Raw genomic sequence first — 18899 nt, forward strand, 5'->3', positions numbered from 1 at the left:
AGATATAGTTGTTACGAATTAGAAGTAGTTGGGCTGCGAGACCCCACCCCCGGCCCCTCCCCTCCGGGAGAGGGGAGCCTAATGATTACAAACGTCCGCTTTTGGTCGGCTCCCCTCTCCCGGAGGGGAGGGGCCGGGGGTGGGGTAAACGCATTAGAAGGATAGGCGCACGCCCACGTTGTAGCCCCGCGCCAGCGGGTACTTGCCGTAGTCCACGCCGGGCGATAGGTTGGCGCCGTTGTTGTAGTCTACTTCGGGGTTGTAGCCCTTGTACTTGGTGATGGTGAAGACGTTATTGGCGTTGACGTACACGCGCAGGCCGCTCACGTGCACCTTGCTGAGCAGGGTGGCGGGCAGGTTGTAGCCCAGCGTAAGGTTGGTGCAGCGCAGGAAGGAGCCGCTCTGCAGGTAGAAGGTCGAGAGGCGAGTACTGTTGCTTTGGGTGCCGCCGCGTGAGGCCCGGAACACAGCCCCGTCGCCGGGTTCAGCTTCGGAGCGGTAGCGGTTCACTACGTTGGCGTACTGGTTGCCCGAGCCCTCCATGTTATACACGTAGTAGTCCTGCCCGTCGAGCACCTGGTTGCCATACACGCCGTTGAAGCCGGCGTTGAAATCCAACGACTTGTAATTGGCCGTGAGCGAGAAGCCGTAGTTGAACTTGGGGTAGGGCGAGCCAATGACCTGCTTATCGGCATCGTTCACCACGCCATCGTTGTTTACGTCCTCAAAAATCAAGTCGCCGGGGCGCAGCGGGTTGGTTGAGGCCGTGGAGCGGGCCGGACCGCGACGCACGTAGCCCGCCGGAAACGACTGGGTAGCGGCGTTGTACACCGCGTTGTCGGCGGCGATATTGTCTACATCCGACTGGCGCACCATGCCCGCCACGCGGTAGCCGTAGAACATGCCCACCGGCTGGCCTTCCTGCGTGATATGGGTGATGTAGGAGCGCTCGGCACCCGCCGTCGTGATGGTATTGGCGCCGCCCATGTCCAGCACCCGATTGCGGTTGAAAGAGATGTTACCGCTCAGATTCAGGTTAAAGTCAGCCGTTTGAATGGCCTTGCCATCGAGCTGAAACTCCAACCCTTGGTTGCGAATGCGCGAGTCGCGCAGGTTGGTGAGGATGCTCGTGGTGCCCGAAATAGCCGAAATTGGCTGGTTGAACAGCAGGTTGTAAGAGTGGCTGAGGTAGACGTTGGAAATCAGCAATAGGCGGTTGTTGAACAAGCCTAGGTCGAGCCCTAGGTTGAACTGCGAGGTCGATTCCCAACCTAGGCGCTGGTCTTTGAGCGCGCCAGCGTAGAAGGCCGTTTGGATGGTGCCCGGCCCGAACACGGCGCCGGTGGGGCTGGCCATAGTCTGCTGGTAGCCATAGAGCGGGATGTTGTAGTTGCCGGTGAGGCCCCAGCTGCCGCGCAGGCGTAGCGTGGACGATTCACCCAGCATGTCGTGGTAGAACGACTCGTTCGAAATTGTCCAGCCGGCCGACAGCGAGGGGAAGCTGCCGTAGCGGTTTTCGGGCCCAAAGCGCGACGAGCCATCGGTGCGGAAGGCCGCCGTTAGGAAGTAGCGCTCGTCGTAGCTGTACTGCACGCGGGCTAGGTACGAGAGCAGGGTTTCGGCCTGCTTGCCGGTGCCCGTGAAGCCCACGCTGCTGGTCGTGGCGCTCTGGAAAAAGTTGGTCGGGTCAGCGCCCTTGGCCGTAATCTCTTGAATGGCATCGTTCTGGAAACCCTGGGCCGACACGCTGATTTGGTCGAGGGTCGTGCGCTGGGCGGTGTAGCCCGCCAGGGCGTTCAGGTTGTGCTTGCCAAGCTGCTTGGTGTAGGTCGCCGTGAATTCGCCTAAGATGTTCTGCGTGTTGACAGTTAAGGCCGTAGCTGTGGCGGCCGCAATGGCCTGCGGTGAGTAGGGCGGGTTGTTGCCACTGCTCAGGCTGGTGGGTAGGTAATACTCGTACTTCTCGTTGTAGGTCTGCAAGCCCACGTTGGCCTTGGCGATGAGGCCGGGTAGGATTTCGTAGCTGGCCGTGCCATTGTAGGTGCCGCGCAGACCCTTGCGCGTGATGTTGGTTTCCTGGGCCAGCGCCACCGGGTTCTCGATGGTCTGGTAGCCGTAGGCCGACTGCTGGGCCGACACCTCGTTTTTCACCAGGTTGCCGTTGTCGTCGTAGGCCCGGAACGTGGGCGGGTAAATCAGCGCCCCTAGGATGGGGCCTTGGTTGAAGCGGCCTTCCTGCACCTCGCGGTTGCTGTTCGAAGTCACGAACAAGCTGCCGCTGACGTGGAATTTCTTGCTCAGCTCGGCATCGAGGTTGGCCCGGAAGTTTATGCGCTCCTGCTTGGTCGCCACGATGATACCCTGCTGCTGCTGGTAGTCGCCGCTGATAAGGTAGCGCAGCCCGGCGTTGCCGCCCGAGAAGGTGAGGTTGTGGCGGTTGAAGGGCGCGTTGCGGTACAGCTCATTTTGCCAGTCAGTGTTGTACTTGGGCGTGATAAGCGACTGCGTGGCGAAGTCGTAGATGTCGGTTGGGATGCTGACCGAGCTGGCGTTGCCCACCCGCGCGATGCGCGTAGCATTGTCGTCCGAGAACATGGCGTCGGTCCAGGGCTTGCCGCTGTTCTGCACCAGGTCGCGGTAGGTGTTGTTGCGCCCGTCGATGAGCAGCTGCGCAAAGCCGTTGGCATCGAGCAGCTTTACTTTCTTAGCCAGCTGGTTGATGCCGAACTGGTACTCGTAATCGACGCGGCCTTTGCCTTCCTTACCGCGCTTGGTGGTGATAATGACCACCCCGCCCGACGCCCGCGAACCGTAGATGGCGGCCGAAGCAGCATCCTTCAGCACGTCGATGCTCTCGATATCATTGGGGTTGATAAATACGTCGTTGGCGGCCGGAAAGCCGTCGATAACGTAGAGCGGGTCCGAGCTGGCGTTGATAGAGCCCACGCCCCGCACCCGGATTTTAGTGCTCACGTAGGGCGCGCCGCTCACCTGCGTGGCTTGCACGCCAGCCAACTTGCCCACCAGGGCCTGCCCTAGGGTAGGCGCCGCTAGGTTTAGCTCCTTGGCCTTCACGTCGGCTACGGCGCCGGTCAGGTCACTTTTGCGGGCCGTTTGGTAGCCCACGGCCACCACTTCGTTGAGCTCATTAGCGCTGCCCTTCAACTGAATGTTGATAGTGGTTTGCGTGCTCACGACCACCTCCTGGCTCACGAAGCCGATGGCCGAAAACACCAGCGTAGCACCCGGGTTCACCTCGATGCTAAAGCGCCCGGTGCCATCGGCCGCGGTGCCGTTCGAAGTGCGCTTTTCAATCACGTTGGCGCCCGGCACCGGTTGGTTTTGCTCGTCGGTGATGGTGCCTGTGATGCGCACGGCCTGTGGGGCCACCCGCGTCGGCAGCGGGCGGCCGGCTTGGGCCACGTGCGCCGCCGGCAAGCTACCGGCTAGCAGCAAGCCCGCCAGCCACCGGCGCAGCGTTGTAGAGTATTGCGTCATAATAGTAAACCTCAGGTTGTTGGAGGTGAAAAAAGTAGTCGGTAAGTGCGCCCTAGGTGGCTACCACGCCAGGCGCACGGCGTGCACGTTGTCGCGCCGCGATGAGGTGACGGCCAGGCCCTTGCGCAGGTCGCCGAGCAGCGTAAATCCTTCCAACTCGTCGGCTTTGTCCACGTCGATGACTTGGCGCACTACCTCGTGGCCAGCGGCCAGCGACTGGTTTAAATCGAGCAGCGTGAAGCGCCAGCGGCGGCCTTGCTCCTGGTTTTGGATGAGCACCAGCGTGCTCTTACTGGGCACCCACAGCAGGTTTTGGACCCAGGGTGAACAGGTGAATTTTTTAACTAGCACCCCCGGCTCGCTGGTCTTGCGAGCCTTAGCTAGCCGGGCTGGGTCGTAGAGGCGCACCTCGTTGCCCTGGGGGCCGTAGTCGGCCGTGGCCACGTACGACTTGCCTTGGTACTGCACGTACTCGGGGCGGGTGCCCTGCACGCAGGCATCGTCCTCGATGGTATTGAGCAAGTGCCCATCGAGGGTGCCGCCGCGCAGCAAACCCGCCCAATCGACGGCGTAGATGACGGCCCGCCACTTGGTGCCCTCGGCGTTCAGCCGGATGCTGTTGCCGATGAAGGTGGGGCCGGTGCCGTTCCAGGCCACGCCGGTGGGATGGTTGATGACGTCCTGCCCTTTTTCGGTCAGCTTCACCTCCTGCCCTAGGTAGGTCAGCGAGTCAGGACCGGGCCGGTATTCCCGAATGACACCCACTTCGCGGTCGCCGTAGAGGAACAGCCGGCCTTGCTGGTAGCTGGTCCCCTGGCAGGCACCTAGGACGCTGGCTGTGGAGGAAGCTGTGATGGCTAGCTCTACCAAGTTCGGCTGGGCGAGGGCGCTGGCCAAGCCAATACCTAGTAGCAGTAATTTATTCATAATCAGTCCCTACACTTGGGTAGCCACTCGCACAAATTGCTTGTACTAGGTGCAGTGGCTACTCGCTACTTCGTCTGCCCGCTTGGGCTTTTTTGCGACTGCAAAGGACGTTTTTCGGAATTACTAGTACTTTACAGCAGTGTTGTCGGGATATTATGTTTGCGCTAGAAGGGGCAAAAAGCCAGGACCGGTGCAGCCTGGACCCGTAGAAAGCGGTTAAGCCATTGCGAGCCGGACAACTGGTTTGCTTCACCGCACTTTTTGCATGACCCAGCGCTTACTCCTGCTGCTGTGCTGCTCGCTGCTGAGCTTCGCCAGCATGGGGCAGCTCGTAGCCGCCCGGCCCATCGCCCGCACAGATTCTGCTATTCTGGCCAAGACCTTCCCGCTGCTAGCGCTTTTCGAGGCTAAGCCAGCCCTGCGGCAAGCACTACGGGCATCGCCCGAGCTACAACGCCTGGCGCAGCGGCAGTCCCGGCGCAGTGCGCCGCTCCTCGCCCAGGCCGCGGTACCGCTGCGGCGTTACGTTGATTCACTGGCGTGGCAGCCACGCGAAATCCGGCAGGTAGGTCAGCTTTTGCAGCAAGCCTATGTCAGCAATGCAGCCTTTCGAGCAGGGGTAGGGCCGCTGTTTGCGCGGCCCAGCCGCTACCCCCGCTACGCCGGCCAACCTGACACCACGGCCCTGCGCCTGGCTTGGCAAGATGCCACGGCAGGCATCAACCGCATCTTGCGGGTGTACCTGGCTAGTGCCAAGCCGCACTATCCAGCTATCGACTCCACGAGCTTTCGGCGCGGCGATGCCGGGCTGGCGCCGCAGCTGCGCCAGCAGCTGCCCGCCAAGGCTAGCAAGACTGCCGCTTTCTACAACCTGCCCCTGCAAGCAGCCCTAGGTGCCCTACGCCTCAATGGCCGCGACGAAGCCGCGCGCTACGAGCCGCTGACCGGCGGCCTTAATGCTGCGCCCACCGCCGCTTTGGCCCGCACCGACTGGGCGCGCTACCCCTATACTGTGCTACTAGTGCCGGGCAGCGGCCCCGAGCAGCCCGGCGTGGCGCTCGATTCGGCCGGGGCCCAGCGCTGCCGGCTGGCGGCAGCCCGCTACCGGGCGGGGCAAGCGCCCTTTATTGTGGTATCGGGTGGGCACGTGCATCCGTTTCGCACACCGGTTTGCGAAGCGGTCGAGATGAAAAAATATATGGTCGAGCACCTAGGCGTGCCCGCGGCAGCAGTGTTCATCGAACCCCACGCCCGCCACACCACTACCAACCTACGCAATACCGCCCGGCTGCTAGAAGCCGCTAAGTTTCCGGCGGGCCGGCCCATGCTCATCGTCACTGATGCAGCTCAGAGTCGCTACATTCTAGGCATGGCCGAGCGCTGCCGCCGCGAGCTAGGCTACGTGCCCTATCGCGACTTGGAGCGTATTTCGGACACAGAAAACCGCTGCTACCCCATACCCGAAGCTGGGCAGCCCGACCCGTTTGACCCGCTCGACCCCTAGGGACAGAGGTTTAACAGCCATTCATTAAGTAGCACCTGTCATGCTGAGCCTGCGAAGCATCTTTTCACGCTCGGAAGGCCTTTACTCACGTGATAAGATGCTTCGCAAGCTCAGCATGACAGATGCTATTTTAGAAGCTAAATCGTTTTTTCGAGCTCTTTTTTGAGTAGCCACGTGATTAGTAGCATAAAGAGATACCTAGGCTATTTCCTGTTAGCTGGGCTTACCCTCCCGGCGTTGGCCCAAAGCCCAGCCGAGCAAGTCAATGTGTTCCTAGGTTCTTCCGGCGACCACGGGCAGCTGTCGCCGGCCGCGTCTTATCCTTTTAGTATGCTGAGTTTGGGGCCGCAGACCTACCCCAATCTACACACTGGCTACGAGCACTTAGCACGCACGTTCCTAGGGTTCACGCACACGCGCTTTGAGGGGGTAGGCTGCCAGGGCGCGGGCGGTAACCTGTTGGTGAAACCCCTCCTAGGTGCTGACCCGGCGCAGACTATGCTGCTCAAAAAGACCGAGCGTGCCACGCCGGGCTACTACGGCGTCACGTTCGAGAATGGCATCGGGGCCGAGCTTACGGTGGCGCAGCGCTTTGGGCTGCACCGCTACCACTTTCCAGCCAGCGGGGCGCGAGGGCTGTTTGTGGATATCAGCTATTCTTTCGCCAACGGCTTTAAGCGTGAGGAGCATGCTACGACTGACAACACGCTAAGCGGCTGGCTGGAAGCGGGCACCACGTGCGGCGCGGGCACTTACCGGCTCTATTACTACCTCGAAACCAGCCAGCCGGTACAATGGGAACCCGCGGGCGCGCACAAGTTGGTGGCCCGCCTCCCCACCACCGGCGCGCCCGACGTGGAAGTGCGGGTGGCGTTTTCGTCAGTGAGCTTGGCCGATGCCCAGGCTACCTTGAAGCAGCAGGCTACCGCCGACTTTGCGGCGGTGCGGCAGGCGAGCGCGCAGGCTTGGAATGCGTTACTTGGTCGTGTGCAGGTGCAGGGCGAGCCCGACCGCCAGCGCCTGTTTTACTCGCTGCTGTACCGCACCTTGCAGTCGCCCTACGTGGTGTCGGAACCCGATGGGCGCTACCAGGCTACCAATGGCTCGTTGCAGCATTCCACGCGGCCCGTCTACAACGGCTGGGCAATATGGGACAACTACCACACGCAGCTCCCACTGCTGTCGCTGGCCTACCCCACCGAGTTCCAGGACATCGCCACGTCGCTTGCCAACCTGTATCGCTACGGCAAAAAAGACTATGCTACCCAGCACGAGCCTTCGCCCACGGTGCGCACCGAACACGCCAGCGTGGTGCTGCTCGACGCCGCCCGCAAGGGCTACACCGTAGACCTGCACGGCATCCGCGACTCGCTCGTGAGCCAGGCCAAGCGCCTCGACTACTCGCATCCTGACAAAGCCCTCGAATCGTCGTACGATGCGTGGGCGCTGGGCGAAATCCTAGGTAGGCTGAAGGAGCCTAAAGAAGCGGCCTTCTGGCACACCAAAGCGCTGGACTATAAACGCTACTGGCAGAAGGACTTCCAGGACATGACCAAGCCCGACGTGGACCGCCTCCCAGCCCGCGGCCTCTACCAGGGCACCATTTGGCAATACCGCTGGAATGTGCCCTATGACATCCGCGGCTTGCAGGACTTGATGGGTGGCGAGGCAGCCTTCCGGCAGCAGCTCGATACCTTCTTTGGCGGCGACTACTACAACCACGCTAACGAAACCGACTTGCAGGCGCCTACCCTCTACAACGCCACGCGGCAGCCCTGGCAGTCGCAGGCGCAGGTGCACCACCTAGCCGTCGATACGGTGGTGCAGCACTATTTCAACGACAACAGCCGCGGCATTGACCCTTACGTGGGCCGCATCTACCAAAACCAGCCCCAGGCGTACCTCCGCACCATGGACGACGACGCGGGCGCTATGTCGGCCTGGTTTGTGCTCGCGGGCTGTGGGCTGCTGCCCGCCTGCGTGGGCGAGCCAGTGTACTATCTCAATCTACCCCTCTTTCAGCAGCTTACGCTGCAAACTGGCGGGCGCAAGACGCTCACGATTAAGGTCGAGAACTACGCGCCAAACCGCGTCTACATTCAATCGGCGCGGCTGAATGGCAAGCCGCTGAATCGCAACTGGCTCACACACCAGGAGCTGGCCGCTGGCGGCACGCTGGAGTTTGTGGCCGCCGACATGCCCAACAAAACCTGGGGTATCCAGCAGCCCTGGGTGGCCGGCGAGCCAACTAGCAGCACTCCGGCTAAAGCAAAGTAGTACCCGTGCCCGCCAGAGGCCGGCACGGGTAGTCGGCACGGGGCGCAGCCCCACGTTATCGACACGAATTTAATTGCTTCTTAACAATCTAATACTCGCTAGGTCAGCCTAATACCTTGTCCATCTACCTAGGCGTGCCGCTGGTAGATGTTTTATTATTTAACGCAGAAATGCAAACTGTAATATTAAAATGACATTCTGATAATAGGCGCGGCGGTGCTTTGTGGTGCTCAAAAACAGCCCATTCCACATTGCCCTAGGCGCTTATGAAAAAGAAGTACTTTGCTCACCGTGTAGGACAGCCAGCCGGCGGGCTTCGCACCAGCAGCCTAGGGCTGGCGCTGCTCCTGTGCCCCATGCTAGCCGCTGCGCAGCAAACCATAAAGGGCACGGTGACGGATGAGAAAAACGCGCCCCTGCCCGGCGTGACAGTGCGCCTTAAGGATGGCAGCGCCGCGGTAGGCACCGCCCCCGATGGCTCGTACAGCATCAAAACCAATGGGCCAGCCGACATTCTGGTGTTTTCCTTTCTAGGTACGGAGCCCAAGGAAGTAATTGCGGGTACCCAAACCAGCCTCAATGTGACGCTGCTGCCCGATGCGCAAAAGCTGAAGGACGTGGTGGTTATCGGCTACGGCACGGCTACCCGCGAGGATATTATCGGGTCGGTGACTTCTGTAAAGGCCGGCGAATTCAACCAAGGCGTGCTGACCACGCCCGCCGAACTGCTGCAAGGCAAGGTGGCGGGCCTCAACATCACCAAGAGCGGCGACCCCAACCAGCGCCCCTCAGTGGTGCTACGTGGTCCCAGTACCATTCGCACTCTGAATGGCGGCGTAACGGAGCCATTTTACGTGATTGACGGCGTGCCCGGCGCAAGCATCGACCTGCTGGCACCCGATGACATTGCCACCATCGACGTACTCAAGGATGCCTCGTCCACAGCTATTTACGGCACGCGGGCAGCCAATGGCGTTATCATCATCACCACCAAGCGGGCCAAGTCGGGCCAGACGCGCCTGACCTACAGCGCCTACGGCGCAGTGGCCAACGTGTCGAAGAAAGTAGACATGCTGAGCGGCGACGAGCTGCGTCAATATCTGCGCGATAACAACACCCGCCCGCTGGCCCAGCCTACCGACGACGACGGCTCGAACACCGACTGGCAAAAGCTGGTGGAGCGCACCAGCTACTCCACCAACCACAACCTGTCTTTCAACGGCTCGGCCAATGCCACCGATTACGGCGCCAGCGTCAACTACCTGAAGAATAACGGTATTCTGAACCGCACTTCGCTGGAGCGCATCATCTACCGGGGGTTTATCAACCAGCGCTTTTTCAATAATCGCCTGAAGTTGGGGGTGAACATCATCAACAGCTCGACTACGCAGAACGACCTGCCGCAGACCCAGGTGCTGCAAAACATGCTCTTTTACCTGCCCACGGTGAGCCCCTACAACGCCGACGGCAGCTATAAGGAGAATTACACCCGCACCGGCAGCGGGCCGCTGAACCCACTCTCGCTGGTGAACAACAACAGCTACGTAACCAAGGACAGCAAAACGCTGGTCAATGGCCTGGTGCAGCTCGACATTATCACGGGCTTGAAGCTCACGCTCAGCGGCTCGAACCAGCGCACCCAAACCAACTTCAATAGCTACTTCAACAGCCAGTCGGGCCTGGCCGTGAACCTAGGTGGCGTGGCCCGCCTCAACGAGTACGAAACCACCAACGACGTGGTGGAGCTGTACGCCAACTACGACCGCACCTTTGGCCAGCACAACCTACAGCTCCTAGGTGGCTACTCGTACCAACAAGACCGCACCAACGACGGCTTCGGCATTACGACCCAAGGCTTTGCCAACGATGCACTGGCTTACAATAACTTGTACTTGTCCAACCCGTCGTCGCTGGCGCAGATTGCCTTCGACAACAACCCGATTTCGACGCTGCGCCTCATCTCGCAGTATGCCCGGGCGCAGTACCAATACGGCGACCGCTACCTGGCGCAAGTGTCGGTGCGGCGCGATGGCTCGTCGGCCTTCGGCGTCAACAACCGCTACGGCTACTTCCCGACGGCGGCCCTAGGGTGGCGCCTTATCAATGAGGAGTTTATGCGCGGGCTGCCCGCCTTTAGCGACCTCAAGCTGCGCGCCGGCTACGGCGTATCGGGCAACAGCCAGGGCTTCGACGCCTTCTCGTCCATCCTCATCTACGGCACGCCGCCCGGCAGCAGCAAGTACTTGAACAACGGCGTTATCTCGAACGTGGTGAACGCCGTGCGCAACGAAAACCCCGACCTGAAGTGGGAAAGCACCGCCACTACCAACCTAGGCGTGGACGTGGGCTTCTTCAAAAATCGCCTCACGGCCTCGGTCGATTTCTACATTAAAAAGACCCGCGACCTCATCGACGACGTGCTGCCAGTGTCGAGCACCGAGTTTCAGTACACCACCTACACCGCCAACGTGGGCAGCATGACTAACCGCGGCATCGAGGTGGTGCTGAGCGCGGTGCCCGTGCAAACGGCCGCTTTCACCTGGCGTTCGTCGCTCAACTTCTCGCACAACACCAACCGCATCGACAACCTGAGCACCGACCGGTTCACGATTCCTTACATCCAGACCGCGCAGCTCGGCGGCAAGGGCCAGAGCGGTAACTACAGCCAGATTATCCAGCCCGGCTCGGCGGTAGGCACCTTCACGCTGTGGCACTACCTCGGCAAAAACGAGCGGGGTGTGAGCACCTTCCAGAAGGCCGACGGCAGCACCACCGCCACCCAGCCCCTCACGACCGACCAGCAAGTGGTGGGCAATGCGCAGCCCAAGCTTATCTATGGCTGGGTCAACAATTTTACCTACAAGAGCTTCGACCTCAACTTCTTGGTGCGCGGCGTGTACGGCAATAAAATCCTGAACGCCACCCTAGCCGGCCTCAACAATCCGGCTGATGCGCGCCTGCAAAACATTCCGCGCTTCACCCTAGGCGAGTCGTTCAACGACATCAACGCCTACCTCATCTCCGACCGCTTCCTGGAGAGCGGCTCCTACCTGCGCCTCGACAACGCCACCCTAGGCTATACCCTACGCCCCAACACACAGTATGTGAAGGCCTTGCGCTTCTATGTAAACACCAACAACCTGTTCATCATCACCAAGTACCGCGGCATCGACCCCGAAATCAATATCGGCGGCCTCACGCCGGGCATCGACAATAACAACTACTACCCCAAAACCCGGACGTTCACGCTGGGGCTAACGGCTTCGTTTTAACGTGTGACCCCACCCCCGGCCCCTCCCCTCCGGGAGAGGGGAGCCACACGCTCGCTTACGTCAGCGCACAATTAGGCTCCCCTCTCCCGGAGGGGAGGGGCTGGGGGTGGGGTTCTACGCTAGAATAGGTCCAAACCATATTTTATGAAAAGCAAAGCTATTCTCCTTGCCCTGAGCGCCCTGGCTACTACCACGTACTCTTGCAAGAAGCTGGACGTGCCGGTCGAGTCGCAGTTTGTAGAGTCCAACTTTCCCAAGACCATCAGCGACTATAATGCCTCGGTGGGGGCCATGTATTCTAACCTGTCGTCACAGTTTGCGGTGCCCTACTGGCGCATGCAAACCATGAGCACCGACGAGGCCATCATTCCTGCCCGTGATGGCAACTTCGACGACGGCGGGCAATACCGCCAGCTGCACTACCATACCTGGACGCCCGACCACCCCAACGTGCTCACCATCTGGCAGTGGGCCTATAGTGGCATCCAAACCTGCAACCGCCTGCTCAACGTTACCGGCACCTTCAACTTCTCGGACCAGGAAAAGGCTAATCGGCTGGCTGAAATCCGGGCCATGCGGGCGCTGTACTACTACTTTTTGATGGACCTGTACGGCAACGTGCCCCTCATCACGGACTATCCGGCGCCCGCCTCGCCCGCCACCAAGCCGCGCGCCGAAGTGTATAAGTTTATCGAAAGCGAGCTGACCGGTATCAGCGGCAAGCTGCCGGCCAAGACTAGCAACGCCGCCACCAACACCCAGCAGTACGGCCGCCCCACCAAGGGGATGGTGTATGCGCTGCTGGCCAAGCTCTACCTCAACTCGGAAGTGTACGTGGGCGCCGCCCGCTACTCCGATGTTGTGCGCATGGCCGACAGCGTGCAGGCCAACACCAACTACGCCCTCGATACCCGCTACCGCGACATCTTTCTGCCCAACAACGGCCCCCAAATTCGGGAAACCATCTTCGCCGTGCCCTACGACCAGCAGATTCCGGGCAACCAGTTTACGCGCTTTGGCTTCTTCTACTACCTCACCCAGGCCTACGGCTTCAATGTGAACCTGAGCATCGCCATGAGCACCACGCCCGAGTTCTACGCGCGCTTCAACCTGCCCGGCGACTTCCGCACCACCACTTGGCTGGCCGGCCCGCAGTACGCGCCCGATGGCAATGGCGGCTTCACCACCACACCGGTCTACTACCCCAACTCGACCACCCAAATCAACATCAACCCGGTGCTGACGCTGGTGCCGCCCAAGCCCATGGACCTAGGCAACACCCAGGCCAGCCAAGCGTCGGGCGTGCGCTCCATCAAGTATTACCCCGACCCCACCATCATCCAGGGTACCCGCCTCAACGGCAACGACGTGCCCCTGCTGCGCCTCGCCGACGTGCTGCTGATGAAAGCCGAAGCTATCCTGCGCGGCGCCACCGCCACTAGTGTAAACGGCGAGCTACAAACCCCGCTGGTATTAGTCAATAAAGTCCGGGCTCGCGCCGGAGCCCAGCCCGCTACCAACATCGCCCTCAGTGGCATGCTCGACGAGCGCGCCCGCGAGCTGAGCTGGGAAGCCTGGCGCCGCAACGACCTCATCCGCTTCGGCCAGTTTGAGACCGAATACCCACTGCCCAACGATGTGCTGAAGATGGATAAGAGCGAGTTTCGCCGCCTGTACCCCGTGCCGACTATCGAGCTGCGGCTGAATAACAATCTGGTGCAGAACAAGGGGTATTAGGCTGACCTAACGTGGGACCCCACCCCCGGCCCCTCCCCTCCGGGAGAGGGGAGGGGCCGGGGGTGGGGTCCTATCGAACGGCGAGCTACCTACTGTACTTTATCAAGCACCATGAAACTCCTCCTTATCCCCGTTGCCCTCCTCACCCTAGGTTCGCTAGCCTTCACTAAGCCTGCCGAGCCGCTGATGAATCAAATTCAGGTTATTGGCTCGCACAACAGTTATAAGCAAGCCATTGACCCCAAGCTATTTGCTATACTGCACAAAGCCGATTCGGCTACCTTCAATAAGATAGACTATGAGCACGCCACCCTCACCGAGCAGCTCGACCTAGGGCTGCTGGCCTTGGAAATCGACGTGTATGCCGATACCCAGGGTGGCAAGTACGCCCACCCCAAGGGCCTCGACCTGGCGCCCGGCCAGCCGCCCTACGACCCAACTGGGCTGATGAAAGAGCCAGGGTTTAAGGTGTTTCACATCCAGGACCTCGACTACCGCAGCAACGCGCCCACCTTCAAGCTGGCCTTGCAGGAACTGAAAAAGTGGTCGCTGGCCCATCCCAAACACAATCCCGTGTTCATCACCATGAACGCCAAGAGCGAGGCGTTGCCCCGGCCGGGCCTCACGGTGCCCGAGCCCTTTACGCCAGCCGTGTTCGATGCACTGGACAAGGAAATCCGCGACTACCTAGGGGCCGACCAACTCATCACTCCCGACCAGGTGCGCGGCCAGTACGCCACCCTTGAAAGCGCCGTGCTGCATCGCAACTGGCCTACGCTGCGCGCCGCGCAGGGCAAGTTTGTGTTCGTGCTCGATGAGGTGGGCGAGAAGCGTGCCACCTACATTCAGGGCCATCCCTCGCTGAAAGGCCGGGTGCTGTTTGCCGATGCCGAGCCGGGCACGCCCGAGGCAGCTATCCACATTATGAACAACGCTAAAAAGGACCTAGGGGCTATCAAAACCCTGGTGCAGAAGGGCTACATCATCCGCACCCGCGCCGACAGCGACACCCAGGAGGCCCGCCGCAACGACAAAAGCAGCTTCGAAGCGGCCATGCAGTCGGGCGCCCAAATCATCAGTACCGACTACTACCGCCCGAGCACGCACTTCAAGTCAAGCTACGTCGTCAGCTTCCCCGGCGGCAAGTATTTCCGACCTGACCCAGTGCTGTAGGTAATGCACTAGAACCACTACTCTCCACCTGTCATGCTGAGCTTGCGCAGCATCTTGTCACGCTAGGATTAGTAATTCTAACGAGAGAAGATGCTGCGCAAGCTCAGCATGACAGATGTGGGCGGCGATTGCTGTTCTCAGGTATGGCCCACGTTGGCTAGGCTTGGGCGCTGACAGCGTACCCAAAGGCACCTAGGCGAGCGCGACTACGGCAACCTCGGGCGGGGCCGGCCTTATCACTCATGCGCAAACCAGAATATGGAGATGAAACAGTGCCTTCACACAAATATAATTTTTTGAAGCTTGGGGAGGCCTGCTGCCTATCGGAACTTTGCGGCATGAAAAACGAACAGGCGCAACGCAGAATCATTGCCGCAGCCCTCTTTCCTGCCAATAGCCACAGCACGGTGCCCAGCGCGTACGAGCAGTTTCTGACTGATAAGTATATTGACGGCAGCCTTACCATCTATCAGTCAATAGAATTACTAGAAGAATACCACCGCACCAACGCAGTTCCTATCCTACAACCGCAGCGCTAAGCAGCGCCATTGCGCGGGGCTAGCCTGCTGCTTGAGTCAGCCAAGTCGCTGAGGGTGGCACCCGCTACAGACCATTAGGCCCAGGCCAAAATCACCACCTGCCACCTAAAGGCCCAACACCAGCGCAGCGAATAGCGCGTGATGCCCGCCGCGGCCAGCAGCCGCTGCCAGTCGGCGCGCGAAAAGGCGCGGGCCACTGAGAGAGGTGCATCGTGCTGCACCAGGCGCGAGCCACCTAGGAGCTTGGTCAGGTACTTGATGCTGTAGTAGGCCAGTGGGTGGCGGTGCAAGTCGTTGATGATGACGGCGAGGCCCGCTTGTTGGTGCCAGCGGCGCAGCAAGTTCACCAGTTCGGCATCGGTGAAGTGGTGACAAAACAGGCTGGCCGTGAGCACATCATAGGGCTGGGCAGCAAACTCGGCCGCGAAAATATCGAGCTGCCGGTAGCTGATTTCAGGATAAGCCTGGCTTTTGGCGGCGGCATAGTCGAGCATAAATGCGTTGGCATCGACGCCGGTGAGGGCCACCGGCACCCGCTGCCGCCGGGCCCAGGTGGCCACGTGGCGCAGGGTATCGCCACCCCCGCTGCCTAGGTCGGCCAGGCGCAGGGGCCGGGCAGTCGGGAAGCGCGGCCGCAGCCGGGCCAGCGCCGCCAGCACCGGTCGGTAGCCCCCGAGCCAGGTATTGATGGTTTCGAGCTCGTCGAGGTTCTGGCGCAGCTCCTCGGTGGCGAGGCTCAGGTCGTCCATCAGCTCGGGCGTGGTGGCGCGGGTGGCGAAGTTCATAGGCACAAAGGTGCACTAGGGTACGGGGGCGGCCCTAGGGTGGCTGGGCGACGCTGCCACGCGGCAAGCGCTGCAACAAAGCAGGTTCTATTCTAGTATCTTCTAGACTTCCTTCCTCCCACCCTTGCTTCTTATAATGAGAGCAATTGTACTTGCACTTACGCTACCACTATTGCTGAGCCTAACGCCTTGGTTTGGCTCGACTGCTAGCTGGACTGGCCGACACCTGCGCAGTACGACAACCCGGCCAGCAACGGCGCCCATGCTGAGCTATCCCGACGGGGTAGCGGTGGGCCCGCACAGCACCGTGTATGTGGTTGATACCGATAATGCTACTGTGCTGCAAATAAACGCAGCGGGTACCCTTTCGAGCTTGGCCAGCACTGGCCTTACCTATCCCACGGGCATTGCGGTAGACAGTAGTGGCACCGTGTACGTGGCCGATGCTGGCGCACACAGCCTCAAGAAAATCAGTGCTCAGGGCGAAGTCTCCGTTTTGGTCGCCAATGCCTTTACGTACCCATCGGGTGTGGCCGTGGCCGCCGATGGCACCGTGTACGTGGCCGATGCCGGCAGTGGGATAGCGGCAGGCGTCATCAAAAAAATCAGTCCCACGGGCCGCGTATCAACCTTGGCGCGGGGTTTTAACAAGCCTAGTGGCGTAGCTGTAGCCGCCGATGGCACCGTGTATGTGGCCGATACTGATAATAATAGCATCAAAAAAATCAGTCCCGATGGCAGCGTGGCGCTGGTAGCCGCTGAGGGCCTAAACAAGCCCCACGGCGTAGCAGTGGATGCTGCTGGCACGCTTTACCTCACTGACACCTACAACAACAGCGTGCGCAAGATTCTGCCGGCTGGCACGGCAGCCCCTTTGGCCCAACACCTAACATATCCCTCAGGCATTGCAGTTGACGGGGCAGGGGCAGTGTACGTGACCGATACGGGCCACGCCGCTCTCAAGAAAATCAGCCCAGAAGGCGCCATTTCGACGCTGGCCGATAGCACTACCGCCACGGTAGCCAGCATGAACCTAGGCAAAAATTAGTCGCTCTGGTTGCAATTCACTTGTAATCGCTTACCTAGGCCAGCCTAAAACCCGCCCTAGGTAGCTCACGCCACATAGTCGGCTAAGTAGGTGTAGCGGGGCAGCAGCTGCCCGCCCTGGGCAATGGTAGCGCGGGCTACCACGCCGGCCGCATCGCCGCCCAGCAGGTGCGGAAACACCTGGTCGAGCAGCTGCCGGCTGAAGTCGCGGCTGGCGTTACGCGGCAGCTCACAAGGCAGGTTGTCTACGGCCATGAGGGTGATATTGGTAGGCCGGGTGTAGGGTGCTTCCAGCTCGCCAGTGGCGGGGTTGTAATCGAAGGCCGGGTCTGCGATAGTACTGCTGCGCTTGGTGAGCGGAATAGAGCCATCGACGTCACACGTCACGTCAGCGATGGTATTTATTTTGAAGTCAGGCTCCTGTGTATCAGCTTCCGTGAACAGGCGCGGCGCCGCCGGGTGCCAATAGGCGCAGGCAATGAGCAACTCGGTGAGCGGCAGGAAGCGGGCAAAGTTAGAGTCATACGCCTCAGGGTGCTCGTGGAAGTGGGCTGTATCCCAGGCTAGGCCGTCGCGGCGGCGGTGGTAGTCTCTGGAGCGCAGCTGCACATACACGGGCGTGCGGAAATCGCGGTGCAGGTAGTCGTGCACGCTCACCTGGCGTAGGCCCATCTTATCGAGTACTTCGAGCGCACCGCCGGCCACCCGGCCCGAGCCCGTCACGGCTATCTTAATGGCAGGCAGGCGCTTTATCTTGAAAAACTCTTCCTGCATATCGTCCATATCCAGGCACTGGTGGGCGGGCTTGAGGTCGTAGAGGCCGTGCTTGTGGCCGTAGGTGAGCAGGCCATTGTAGGCACCCACGATGCCCGCGTAGCGCCCAAAGGCCACGATGCGCTCGCCAGCGGCATTGGTCAGCAGCTCGTAGTCGATGAGCGTGATGCCTAGGCGCAGCACGGTGCGTAGTAGCTCGCGGTTACGGGGCTGCTGCTTCACGGTGTGCGAAAAAAACAGGTAGGTTTTGCCGGGCAGTAGTTGGTCTACGGGCACCTCTTTCACGCCTATCAGCAGGTCGCAGGTCTGCATATCCTCGGCCACCTCAATGCCTAGGTCGCGGTATTCCTGGTCGGTGTAGGCGCGGTGGGCGCTGGGCTGCACCCGCACCCGCACGCCGGGGTAGGTGGTTTGCAGCTCCACGCATTTTTTGGGGGTGAGGGCTACGCGGCGGTCAGGCGTTGGGCGGCCTTCGCGCAGCAGGCCAATGAGGTAGGGGGTGGGCATGGGCAGATACAAATAACCGGCAGGGGCACAACAAGCTGCTCGCTATACAGCGGCAAGCTACGCACCTAGCAGTTGGCGCGGGCCAAACCAGTGTTGCGGTTACTCACGTCTATAACACCATGCTGCCCCTACCTTGGCACCGTGAATGCTCCTGTTTTTTCGTGGCCACTGCTGCGCTCGGTGGCCCGTATGCCCTCGGCGCTGCGCCTGCTGGTTGGCTTGGCGGCTGGCGCGGCGGCGTGGTTGCTTTGCCCAGCCAGCCTTACTACCATCAGCCGCGCTGTGGCGGCCTGGGATGCTTTCGGCGTAATCACGCTGCTACTGCTGTGGGCGGCCATTGCCACAGCCGATGCCGAGCGCATTCGCGTGGTGGCCGCTAGCGAAGACCTTAGCCGAGCGGTCAGCTTTATTTTCGTGCTGGTAGCCGCCTCGGCGAGCCTGCTGGCAGTGGTAGCGCTGCTGCGCACCTTCCACGACTTAAACGCCCCCACCTTAGCTTGGCACATTGGGCTTAGCGCGGTAGCCGTGGGGGCAGCTTGGCTGCTGGTACACACGGTATTCACGCTGCGCTATGCGCACGCCTATTATGATGCCGACGACGAGGGTGCCGACAGGGGCGGGCTAGACTTCCCCGGCAATGACCCCGAGCCCGACTACCTCGACATTGCCTACTTCGCCTTCGTGGTGGGCATGACGGCCCAAACCGCTGACGTTAGTATTAGCAGCCGTACCCAGCGCCGGCTGGCACTGCTGCACGGTCTTATTTCTTTTGTATTCAATACAACGCTGGTCGCGTTGGTTATCAGCGGCATAGCTGGCGTGCTGTGAGCAGTCGCCTGAGGGCCCTGCCTAGCAAGCG

The 18899-nt window shown here is 60.8% G+C and carries 12 protein-coding genes; 8 read left to right on the forward strand and 4 right to left on the reverse strand.

Features of this window, described 5'->3' with window-relative positions; all coding sequences use genetic code 11:
• Positions 1-153: 153 nt before the first annotated feature.
• Both JAO77_RS10975 and JAO77_RS10980 read right to left on the reverse strand, forming a co-directional pair.
• Positions 154-3498 (reverse strand): SusC/RagA family TonB-linked outer membrane protein, encoded by a 3345-nt coding sequence (locus tag JAO77_RS10975; protein WP_198990434.1) that lies wholly within the window; start codon positions 3496-3498, stop codon positions 154-156.
• Between the two features lie 60 nt (positions 3499-3558).
• Entirely contained in the window at positions 3559-4425 is an 867-nt protein-coding gene (locus JAO77_RS10980; protein WP_198990435.1) for a hypothetical protein, read from the reverse strand.
• 265 nt (positions 4426-4690) lie between these two features.
• Here JAO77_RS10980 and JAO77_RS10985 point away from each other — a divergent pair, with 265 nt between their 5' ends.
• From JAO77_RS10985 to JAO77_RS11010, 6 genes are all read left to right on the forward strand, one after another.
• Entirely contained in the window at positions 4691-5929 is a 1239-nt protein-coding gene (locus tag JAO77_RS10985; RefSeq protein ID WP_198990436.1) for a YdcF family protein, read from the forward strand.
• Positions 5930-6103: 174 nt separating this feature from the next.
• Entirely contained in the window at positions 6104-8206 is a 2103-nt protein-coding gene (locus JAO77_RS10990; RefSeq protein WP_198990437.1) for a glycoside hydrolase domain-containing protein, read from the forward strand.
• A gap of 266 nt (positions 8207-8472) precedes the next feature.
• Positions 8473-11478 (forward strand): SusC/RagA family TonB-linked outer membrane protein, encoded by a 3006-nt coding sequence (locus JAO77_RS10995; RefSeq protein ID WP_198990438.1) that lies wholly within the window; start codon positions 8473-8475, stop codon positions 11476-11478.
• Positions 11479-11622: 144 nt separating this feature from the next.
• Entirely contained in the window at positions 11623-13215 is a 1593-nt protein-coding gene (locus tag JAO77_RS11000; RefSeq protein WP_198990439.1) for a RagB/SusD family nutrient uptake outer membrane protein, read from the forward strand.
• A 111-nt stretch (positions 13216-13326) separates the two neighbouring features.
• A complete protein-coding gene (locus JAO77_RS11005) occupies positions 13327-14388 on the forward strand; it encodes a phosphatidylinositol-specific phospholipase C1-like protein (RefSeq protein ID WP_198990440.1) in 1062 nt (353 codons plus the stop codon).
• Between the two features lie 242 nt (positions 14389-14630).
• Positions 14631-14927, forward strand: coding sequence for a helix-turn-helix domain-containing protein (locus JAO77_RS11010; RefSeq protein WP_198990441.1), 297 nt, complete (start codon positions 14631-14633; stop codon positions 14925-14927).
• 74 nt (positions 14928-15001) lie between these two features.
• Here the strand turns inward: JAO77_RS11010 and JAO77_RS11015 are convergent, their stop codons facing one another.
• Positions 15002-15712: a methyltransferase domain-containing protein gene (locus tag JAO77_RS11015; protein WP_235998385.1), complete on the reverse strand. Its 711-nt coding sequence runs from the start codon at positions 15710-15712 to the stop codon at positions 15002-15004.
• Positions 15713-15848: 136 nt separating this feature from the next.
• Between JAO77_RS11015 and JAO77_RS11020 the strand changes: the two genes are divergently transcribed.
• On the forward strand, positions 15849-16760 hold the full coding sequence (locus tag JAO77_RS11020) for an NHL repeat-containing protein (RefSeq protein ID WP_198990442.1): 912 nt from the start codon (positions 15849-15851) through the stop codon (positions 16758-16760).
• 65 nt (positions 16761-16825) lie between these two features.
• Here the strand turns inward: JAO77_RS11020 and JAO77_RS11025 are convergent, their stop codons facing one another.
• Complete coding sequence (locus JAO77_RS11025) at positions 16826-18040, reverse strand: NAD(P)-dependent oxidoreductase (RefSeq protein ID WP_198990443.1); 1215 nt, start codon at positions 18038-18040, stop codon at positions 16826-16828.
• Positions 18041-18376: 336 nt separating this feature from the next.
• Here JAO77_RS11025 and JAO77_RS11030 point away from each other — a divergent pair, with 336 nt between their 5' ends.
• On the forward strand, positions 18377-18868 hold the full coding sequence (locus JAO77_RS11030; protein ID WP_370550215.1) for a DUF1345 domain-containing protein: 492 nt from the start codon (positions 18377-18379) through the stop codon (positions 18866-18868).
• Positions 18869-18899 lie beyond the last annotated feature (31 nt).

Origin of the sequence: Hymenobacter sp. BT559 (assembly GCF_016427535.1) — a bacterium.
GTDB lineage: Bacteria > Bacteroidota > Bacteroidia > Cytophagales > Hymenobacteraceae > Hymenobacter.

What these genes read in the sequence shown, in the direction of transcription:
- JAO77_RS10975 (WP_198990434.1), bottom strand. Translation starts at nt 3,498, where the DNA reads ATGACGCAATACTCTACAACGCTGCGCCGGTGGCTGGCGGGCTTGCTG.
- JAO77_RS10995 (WP_198990438.1), top strand. Translation starts at nt 8,473, where the DNA reads ATGAAAAAGAAGTACTTTGCTCACCGTGTAGGACAGCCAGCCGGCGGG.
- JAO77_RS11020 (WP_198990442.1), top strand. Translation starts at nt 15,849, where the DNA reads ATGAGAGCAATTGTACTTGCACTTACGCTACCACTATTGCTGAGCCTA.
- JAO77_RS11010 (WP_198990441.1), top strand. Translation starts at nt 14,631, where the DNA reads ATGCGCAAACCAGAATATGGAGATGAAACAGTGCCTTCACACAAATAT.
- JAO77_RS10980 (WP_198990435.1), bottom strand. Translation starts at nt 4,425, where the DNA reads ATGAATAAATTACTGCTACTAGGTATTGGCTTGGCCAGCGCCCTCGCC.
- JAO77_RS11025 (WP_198990443.1), bottom strand. Translation starts at nt 18,040, where the DNA reads ATGCCCACCCCCTACCTCATTGGCCTGCTGCGCGAAGGCCGCCCAACG.
- JAO77_RS11000 (WP_198990439.1), top strand. Translation starts at nt 11,623, where the DNA reads ATGAAAAGCAAAGCTATTCTCCTTGCCCTGAGCGCCCTGGCTACTACC.
- JAO77_RS11005 (WP_198990440.1), top strand. Translation starts at nt 13,327, where the DNA reads ATGAAACTCCTCCTTATCCCCGTTGCCCTCCTCACCCTAGGTTCGCTA.
- JAO77_RS10985 (WP_198990436.1), top strand. Translation starts at nt 4,691, where the DNA reads ATGACCCAGCGCTTACTCCTGCTGCTGTGCTGCTCGCTGCTGAGCTTC.
- JAO77_RS11015 (WP_235998385.1), bottom strand. Translation starts at nt 15,712, where the DNA reads ATGAACTTCGCCACCCGCGCCACCACGCCCGAGCTGATGGACGACCTG.